The sequence below is a fragment of the Pseudomonas sp. TE6288 genome, from assembly GCF_054062095.1.
The window spans coordinates 84,195-92,861 of the sequence record NZ_JBSSEW010000020.1; the positions used below are offsets into that span (position 1 = coordinate 84,195).

4 protein-coding genes are annotated in these 8,667 nt (G+C 65.2%); 3 read left to right on the forward strand and 1 reads right to left on the reverse strand.

What is annotated here, in order from left to right; translation table 11 throughout:
- The first annotated feature begins 124 nt into the window (after positions 1 to 124).
- The 3 genes from acnD to prpD all read left to right on the forward strand — a co-directional run bounded on the left by acnD (position 125) and on the right by prpD (position 5,621).
- Positions 125 to 2,713 (forward strand): Fe/S-dependent 2-methylisocitrate dehydratase AcnD, encoded by a 2,589-nt coding sequence (gene acnD, locus ACVWY1_RS20865; RefSeq protein ID WP_277504970.1) that lies wholly within the window; start codon positions 125 to 127, stop codon positions 2,711 to 2,713.
- A gap of 164 nt (positions 2,714 to 2,877) precedes the next feature.
- Positions 2,878 to 4,068: a 2-methylaconitate cis-trans isomerase PrpF gene (prpF, locus tag ACVWY1_RS20870; protein ID WP_139669935.1), complete on the forward strand. Its 1,191-nt coding sequence runs from the start codon at positions 2,878 to 2,880 to the stop codon at positions 4,066 to 4,068.
- Positions 4,069 to 4,136: 68 nt separating this feature from the next.
- Complete coding sequence (gene prpD, locus ACVWY1_RS20875) at positions 4,137 to 5,621, forward strand: 2-methylcitrate dehydratase (RefSeq protein ID WP_457378699.1); 1,485 nt, start codon at positions 4,137 to 4,139, stop codon at positions 5,619 to 5,621.
- 130 nt (positions 5,622 to 5,751) lie between these two features.
- Here prpD and acnB read toward each other — a convergent pair whose 3' ends face one another.
- Positions 5,752 to 8,361: a bifunctional aconitate hydratase 2/2-methylisocitrate dehydratase gene (acnB, locus tag ACVWY1_RS20880; RefSeq protein ID WP_110700910.1), complete on the reverse strand. Its 2,610-nt coding sequence runs from the start codon at positions 8,359 to 8,361 to the stop codon at positions 5,752 to 5,754.
- Between the last annotated feature and the right edge of the window lie 306 nt (positions 8,362 to 8,667).

Below are 8,667 nucleotides of genomic sequence, written 5' to 3' on the forward strand. Positions count from 1 at the left end.
TTCGCCGGCAAGCCGGCTCCCACAATGTCCATGCGTTGCTGTGGGAGCCGGCTTGCCGGCGATGGGGTGCGCAGCGCCCCCAAGGCCTGACCTGCAAACCGAATACCGTGAGCCCGATAACGATATGAACACCGCATTCCGCAAGAACCTGCCAGGCACCGCCCTGGACTACTTCGACGCCCGTGCCGCGGTCGAGGCGATCAAGCCTGGCGCTTACGACGGCTTGCCCTATACCTCCCGCGTACTGGCCGAAAACCTGGTGCGCCGCTGCGATCCGGCCACCCTCGATGCATCGCTCGAGCAACTGATCGAGCGCAAGCGCGACCTCGACTTCCCCTGGTTCCCGGCCCGCGTGGTGTGCCACGACATCCTTGGCCAGACCGCCCTGGTCGACCTCGCCGGGCTGCGCGACGCCATCGCTGAAAAAGGCGGCGACCCGGCCGCGGTCAATCCGGTGGTGCCGGTGCAACTGATCGTCGACCATTCGCTTGCCGTGGAATGCGGGGGCTTCGACCCGCAGGCGTTCGACAAGAACCGCGCCATCGAAGACCGCCGCAATGAGGACCGTTTCCACTTCATCAACTGGACCAAGCAGGCGTTCAAGAACGTCGATGTGATCCAGCCGGGCAACGGCATCATGCACCAGATCAACCTGGAGAAGATGTCGCCAGTGATCCACAACGACCGCGGCGTGGCCTACCCCGACACCTGCGTCGGCACCGACAGCCACACCCCGCATGTCGACGCCCTGGGCGTGATCGCCATCGGTGTCGGTGGCCTGGAGGCCGAAAACGTCATGCTCGGCCGCGCCTCGTGGATGCGCCTGCCGGAGATCGTCGGCGTCGAGCTGACCGGGCGCCTGGCGCCGAACATCACCGCTACCGACCTGGTACTGGCCTTGACCGAGTTCCTGCGCAAGCAGAAGGTGGTCGGCGCCTACCTCGAATTCCACGGTGCTGGCGCCAGCGCGCTGACCCTGGGCGACCGTGCCACCATCTCCAACATGGCCCCGGAGTACGGCGCCACCGCGGCGATGTTCGCCATCGACCAGCAGACCATCGACTACCTCAGGCTGACCGGCCGCGATGACCAGCAGGTGCAGTTGGTGGAAACCTACGCCAAGGTCGCCGGCCTGTGGGCCGACAGCCTGGCCAAGGCCGAGTATGAGCGCACCCTGAGCTTCGACCTGTCGAGCGTGGTGCGTAACATGGCAGGCCCGTCCAACCCGCATGCCCGCGTGGCCACCAGCGACCTGGCAGCCAAGGGCATTGCTGGACAATGGCAAGAGGTGCCGGGGCAGATGCCGGATGGCGCGGTGATCATTGCCGCCATCACCAGCTGCACCAACACCAGCAACCCGCGCAACGTGATCGCCGCTGGCCTTATCGCACGCAACGCCAACAAGCTTGGCCTGGTGCGCAAACCGTGGGTCAAGTCGTCGCTCGCGCCGGGCTCCAAGGCGGTGCAGCTGTACCTGAAGGAAGCCGGCCTGGAGCAGGAGCTGGAGCAACTGGGCTTCGGCATCGTCGCCTTCGCCTGCACCACCTGCAACGGCATGTCCGGCGCGCTGGACCCGTTGATCCAGCAGGAGATCATCGATCGCGACCTGTACGCCACCGCCGTGCTGTCGGGCAACCGCAACTTCGACGGGCGTATCCACCCCTACGCCAAGCAGGCGTTCCTCGCGTCGCCGCCGCTGGTGGTGGCCTACGCCATCGCCGGTACCATCCGTTTCGACATCGAGAAGGACGTGCTGGGCGTGGTCGACGGCAAGGAAATCCGCCTCAAGGACATCTGGCCGAGCGACGAGGAAATCGACGCCGTGGTGCGCGCCTCGGTCAAGCCCGAGCAGTTCCGCCAGGTGTACATCCCGATGTTCGCCATCGAGGAAGACAAGGGGCCGAAGGTCGCGCCGCTGTACGACTGGCGTCCGATGAGCACCTACATCCGGCGCCCGCCATACTGGGAAGGCGCCCTGGCCGGTGAGCGTACCCTGCGCGGCATGCGCCCGCTGGCGGTGCTGCCGGACAACATCACCACCGACCACCTGTCGCCGTCCAACGCCATCCTGCTGGATAGCGCCGCCGGTGAATACCTGGCGAAGATGGGCCTGCCGGAGGAAGACTTCAACTCCTACGCCACCCACCGTGGCGACCACCTGACCGCGCAGCGCGCCACCTTCGCCAACCCCAAGCTGTACAACGAGATGGTGCGCAACGACGACGGTAGCGTGAAGCAGGGTTCGCTGGCGCGCATCGAGCCGGAAGGCAAGGTGACCCGCATGTGGGAGGCCATCGAGACCTATATGCAGCGCAAGCAGCCGCTGATTATCGTTGCTGGTGCCGACTACGGCCAGGGTTCGTCCCGTGACTGGGCGGCCAAGGGCGTGCGTCTGGCGGGCGTCGAGGCGATTGTCGCCGAGGGCTTCGAGCGCATCCACCGTACCAACCTGGTGGGCATGGGCGTGCTGCCGCTGGAGTTCAAGGCGGGTACCGACCGCAAGACCTTGGGCCTGGACGGCAGCGAAACCTACGACGTGCTGGGCGAGCGCAAGCCGCGCGCGACGCTGACCCTGGTGGTCACGCGGCGCAACGGCGAGCGCGTCGAGGTGCCGGTGACCTGCCGCCTGGATACCGCCGAAGAGGTGTCGATCTATGAGGCGGGTGGGGTGTTGCAGCGCTTTGCCCAGGACTTCCTGGAAGGCACGGCCTGAATAAGCGGGGCCGCTGAGCGGCCCTTTCGCCGGCAAGCCGGCTCCCACAGTAGGTGCGGCATGCTCATGTGGGAGCCGGCTTGTCGTGACGACGAACCGCGGCGAATGGGCTGCGCAGCAGCCCCAGTCTTTGCGTCGCAATGAAAAGATCAGGAAACACTGCAATGGCACATGCACCACAGGTAAAAATCCCCGCCACCTACATCCGTGGCGGTACCAGCAAAGGCGTGTTCTTCCGGCTGCAAGACTTGCCCGAGCGCGCGCAGGTCCCGGGCCCAGCTCGCGACGCCCTGCTGCTGCGGGTGATCGGCAGCCCCGACCCGTACGGCAAGCAGATCGACGGCATGGGTGGCGCCACCTCCAGCACCAGCAAGACGGTGATCCTGTCTAAAAGCATCAAGCCCGACCACGACGTCGACTACCTGTTCGGCCAGGTCTCGATCGACAAGGCCTTCGTCGACTGGAGCGGCAACTGCGGCAACCTGTCCGCGGCGGTCGGCTCGTTCGCCATCAGTGGCGGTCTGGTCGATGCAAGCCGCATTCCACGCAACGGCATCGCTACCGTGCGGATCTGGCAGGCCAATATCGGCAAGACCATCATCGCCCATGTACCGGTCACCGAAGGCGAGGTGCAGGAAACCGGCGATTTCGAGCTCGACGGCGTGACCTTCCCGGCCGCCGAGGTGCAGCTGGAGTTCCTCGACCCGGCCGCCGACGAGGAGGGCGGAGGCGGGGCGATGTTCCCCACCGGCAACCTGGTCGACGACCTCGAGGTGCCGGGCGTCGGTACCTTCAAGGCGACCCTGATCAATGCCGGTATCCCGACCATCTTCGTCAATGCCGCTGATATCGGCTATACCGGCAGCGAGTTGCAGGACGCCATCAACGGCGATGCCGCCGCGTTGCAGCGTTTCGAGACCATCCGTGCCCATGGCGCCGTGCGCATGGGGCTGATCGAACATATCGACCAGGCCGCCGGGCGCCAGCACACGCCGAAAGTGGCGTTCGTCGCGGCGCCGAGCACCTACACTGCCTCCAGTGGCAAAGCCGTGCCTGCCGAAGAGATCGACTTGCTGGTGCGTGCGCTGTCGATGGGCAAGCTGCACCACGCGATGATGGGCACCGCAGCGGTGGCCATCGGTACCGCCGCGGCGATTCCCGGGACGCTGGTCAACCTGGCTGCCGGTGGCGGAGAACGAAGTGCCGTGCGTTTCGGCCATCCGTCCGGGACACTGCGGGTCGGGGCCGAGGCGCGTCAGGTCGACGGGCAATGGACCGTGACCAAGGCAATCATGAGCCGCAGCGCTCGGGTGCTGATGGAGGGCTGGGTGCGCGTGCCCGGTGATAGTTTCTAAGGCATCAGTAGTGCTCGGCATTCGTTGAGCGGGGCCGCTTTGCGGCCCCTGTTATCAAGGAGCCACGAATGAGCGCAAACGTAGACCTCAACACCCGTCCCGACTACGACCAGGTCCTGCAGACCCTCGCCGACTATGTGCTCGGCTACCGCGTCAAGTCCTCCGAGGCGCTGAACACCGCCCGCCACTGCCTGATGGACACCCTGGGCTGCGGCCTGTTGGCCCTGCGCTTTCCCGAATGCACCAAGCACCTGGGGCCGTTGGTCGAAGGCACGATTGTCCCCCACGGCGCCCGCGTGCCAGGCACCAGCTACCGCCTCGATCCGGTCAAGGCGGCCTGGGACATCGGCTGCATCGTCCGCTGGCTGGACTACAACGACACCTGGCTGGCGGCGGAGTGGGGCCATCCTTCGGACAACCTTGGTGGCATCCTGGCGGTCACCGATCACCTGTCGCAAAAACGCGTGGCCAATGGCGAGACGCCCCTGGCCATGCGCGAGGTGCTCGATGCCATGGTCATGGCCCACGAGATCCAGGGCGTGCTGGCGCTGGAGAACTCCTTCAACCGGGTTGGCCTGGACCATGTGCTGTTGGTCAAGGTCGCCTCGACAGCAGTGTGTGCCAAGCTCATGGGCGCCAGCCGCGAACAATTGCTTTCGGCACTCTCTCACGCCTTCGTCGATGGCCAGGCCCTGCGCACCTACCGTCATGCGCCCAACGCCGGCTCGCGCAAGTCATGGGCGGCGGGGGATGCTTCCAGCCGCGGCGTGCGCCTGGCCGATATCGCCCTGCGCGGCGAGATGGGTGTGCCCGGTGCGCTGACCGCCAGGCAGTGGGGGTTCTATGACGTGTCGTTCAGCCACACCAACAAGGACCTGGCGCTCAAGCCCGAGGCGCAGCGTGAACTGCGCCTGCCGCAGCCGCTGGGCAGCTATGTGATGGAAAACGTGCTGTTCAAGATCAGCTTCCCTGCCGAATTCCATGCCCAGACCGCCTGCGAAGCTGCGGTGATCCTGCACCCGCAGGTGCGCAACCGCCTGCACGAGATAGACCGCATCGCCATCACCACCCACGAATCGGCGATCCGCATCATTTCCAAGGAGGGGCCGCTGGCCAATGCCGCGGACCGCGACCACTGCCTGCAATACATGACGGCGGTGCCGTTGATATTCGGTGACCTGGTAGCCGAGCACTACGAAGATGCCTTCCATGCCGCGCACCCGAGCATCGACCGCCTGCGCGAGAAGATGGTGATCGTCGAGGAGCCGCGCTTCAGCCGCGAGTACCTGGAGGCCGACAAGCGCTCCATTGCCAATGGCGTGCAGGTGTTCTTCAAGGATGGCAGTCACACGCCGCAGGTGGTGGTGGAGTACCCGATCGGGCATCGACGCCGGCGGGAGGAGGGGATGCCTTTGCTGGAGGCGAAGTTCAGGGAGAACCTGGCGACGCGCTTCGTGCGCCAGCGCTGTGAGGAGATCGTTGCGTTGTGCAAGGACCAGGCGAGGCTGGAGGCCATGCCCGTGCACAGGTTTGTCGATCTGTTCGTGATGTGATGTTCGCTGTGTCGTCCTCATCGCGGCGACCCGACTTGCCCCGCGATGAGGGCGGCGGCACCAACGAAGAAGCCCCGGTATCGCTACCGGGGCTTCTTCTTACAGCTTGTAACTTACCACTTGCAGCTGCTTACGCCTGAACCACCGGGATCTTGGCGTTGGCCGCGGCTTCGCGGAACTCGGCGATCTGGTCGAAGCTCAGGTAGCGGTAGACGTCGGCAGCCATGCTGTCGATGTCCTTGGCGTACTGCATATATTCCTCGACGGTCGGCAGCTTGCCGATGATCGAAGCGACAGCAGCCAGCTCGGCCGAGGCCAGGTACACGTTGGTGGCGTCGCCCAGGCGGTTCGGGAAGTTGCGGGTCGAGGTGGAGACCACGGTCGAACCGGTCTGCACACGTGCCTGGTTACCCATGCACAGCGAGCAGCCTGGCATTTCCATGCGCGCGCCAGCCTTGCCGTAGATGCCGTAGTAGCCTTCTTCGGTCAGCTGGTGAGCGTCCATCTTGGTTGGCGGGGCCAGCCACAGACGGGTCGGGATACCGCCCTTGACCTTGTCCAGCAGCTTGCCGGCGGCGCGGAAGTGACCAATGTTGGTCATGCACGAACCGATGAACACTTCGTCGATCTTCTCGCCCTGTACCGAGGACAGCAGGCGGGCGTCGTCCGGGTCGTTCGGCGCGCAGAGCACAGGCTCCTTGACGTCGGCCAGGTCGATTTCGATGATTTCGGCGTATTCGGCATCGGCGTCGGCCGACAGCAGCTCAGGCTTGGCCAGCCAGGCTTCCATGGCCTGGGCGCGGCGCTCCAGGGTACGGGCATCGCCGTAGCCTTCGCCGATCATCCAGCGCAGCAGGGTGATGTTGGACTGCAGGTACTCGGCGATGGCCTTCTCCGGCAGCTTGATGGTGCAACCGGCGGCGGAGCGTTCGGCCGAGGCGTCGGACAGCTCGAAGGCTTGCTCGACGGTCAGGTCGTTGAGGCCTTCAATCTCCAGGATGCGGCCGGAGAAGGCGTTCTTCTTGCCTTTCTTCTCGACGGTCAGCAGGCCTTTCTGGATGGCGTAGTAAGGGATGGCATGGACCAGGTCACGCAGGGTGATGCCAGGCTGCAGCTTGCCCTTGAAGCGCACCAGGATCGACTCCGGCATGTCCAGCGGCATGACGCCGGTGGCAGCGGCGAAGGCCACCAGGCCCGAGCCTGCCGGGAACGAGATGCCGATCGGGAAGCGGGTGTGCGAGTCGCCACCGGTGCCGACGGTGTCAGGCATCAGCATGCGGTTCAGCCAGCTGTGGATGATGCCGTCGCCCGGGCGCAGCGACACGCCGCCACGGGTGCGGATGAAGTCTGGCAGGGTGTGGTGGGTGGTGACGTCGATCGGCTTCGGATAGGCCGCAGTGTGGCAGAACGACTGCATTACCAGGTCGGCGGAGAAGCCCAGGCACGCCAGGTCTTTCAGCTCGTCGCGGGTCATCGGGCCAGTGGTGTCCTGGGAGCCGACGGTGGTCATCTTCGGCTCGCAGTAGGCACCTGGGCGCACGCCCTGGCCTTCCGGCAGACCGCAGGCGCGGCCGACCATCTTCTGCGCCAGGGTGAAGCCCTTGGTCGAAGCAGCAGGTTGCTCAGGCTTCTTGAACAGGTCCGATGGGGCCAGGCCCAGCTCGGCACGCGCTTTCTCGGTCAGGCCACGGCCGACGATCAGCGGGATACGACCACCAGCGCGGACTTCGTCCAGCAGCACTTCGGTTTTCAGCTCGAAGTTGGTGACCAGTTCGTCGCTGCCGTGACGGCGTACTTCACCTTTGTAAGGGTAAACGTCGATGACGTCGCCCATGCCCAGGTTGGTGCAGTCGAATTCGATCGGCAGGGCGCCGGCGTCTTCCATGGTGTTGTAGAAGATCGGAGCGATCTTGGTGCCGAAGCAGAAGCCACCGGCGCGCTTGTTCGGCACGTACGGGATGTCGTCGCCGAAGAACCACAGCACCGAGTTGGTGGCCGATTTACGCGAGGAGCCGGTACCGACCACGTCACCGACGTAGGCGACCGGGAAGCCCTTGGCCTTGACCGCTTCGATCTGCGCCAACGGGCCGACCGAACCAGGCTGCGAAGGCTCGATGCCGTCGCGGGCCATTTTCAGCATGGCCAGGGCATGCAGCGGGATGTCTGGGCGCGACCAGGCGTCCGGGGCAGGGGACAGGTCGTCGGTGTTGGTTTCGCCAGGCACCTTGAACACGGTCAGGGTGTACTTGTCGGCGATCGCCGGGCGCGAGGTGAACCACTCGCCGGCAGCCCAGGATTCCAGCACGGCCTTGGCGTGGGCATTGCCCGCCTTGGCTTTTTCGGCCACGTCGTGGAAGGCATCGAACATCAGCAGGGTGTGCTTGAGCTGTTCGGCCGCGACGGCGCCCAGTTCTGCGTCGTCCAGCAGCGCGACCAGCGTTTCGATGTTGTAGCCGCCCTGCATGGTACCCAGCAGCTCGGTGGCGTGCTTGCGGTCGATCAGTGGCGACTTGGCTTCACCCTTGGCGACAGCGGAGAGGAAAGCGGCCTTGACGTAGGCGGCTTCGTCGACTCCTGGCGGAACGCGGTTGGTGATCAGGTCTACGAGGAAGGCTTCTTCGCCGGCCGGCGGGTTTTTCAGCAGCTCGACCAGGCCTGCAGTTTGTTCGGCGTTCAGCGGCTGGGGCACGATACCCAGAGCGGCACGCTCTTCGATATGTTTGCGGTAGGCTTCAAGCACAGTTATTACCCTCATCAGTGGTCCCTAAAGGGAGTCCGGGACGCTCATCCAGCATTCTCCTGCACCCATGCGTTTAAGACGGCTTTTTGAGCCGGCAAGCCAGGGTCGCAGAGAATCCTTACAGAAGCTGTTTTCAAAGTTTTACGCCTGTAGAACGGGAGGCTGATGAGGGGTTGGGCGGGGGGGGGGGCCGGGCGCGGCCCCCCCCCCCCCCCGGGTCCCGGGCGGAGAGGGGCGGGGGGGCGGGTTTAAACCCAGACCCACAACAGCGTGTTGTGGGCAATGGGGGGGGGGTGTATGGGCAAA

Excerpts from the sequence above, each read along its gene's own strand:
- acnD (WP_277504970.1), top strand. The coding sequence starts at position 125 with ATGAACACCGCATTCCGCAAGAACCTGCCAGGCACCGCCCTGGACTAC.
- prpD (WP_457378699.1), top strand. The coding sequence starts at position 4,137 with ATGAGCGCAAACGTAGACCTCAACACCCGTCCCGACTACGACCAGGTC.
- prpF (WP_139669935.1), top strand. The coding sequence starts at position 2,878 with ATGGCACATGCACCACAGGTAAAAATCCCCGCCACCTACATCCGTGGC.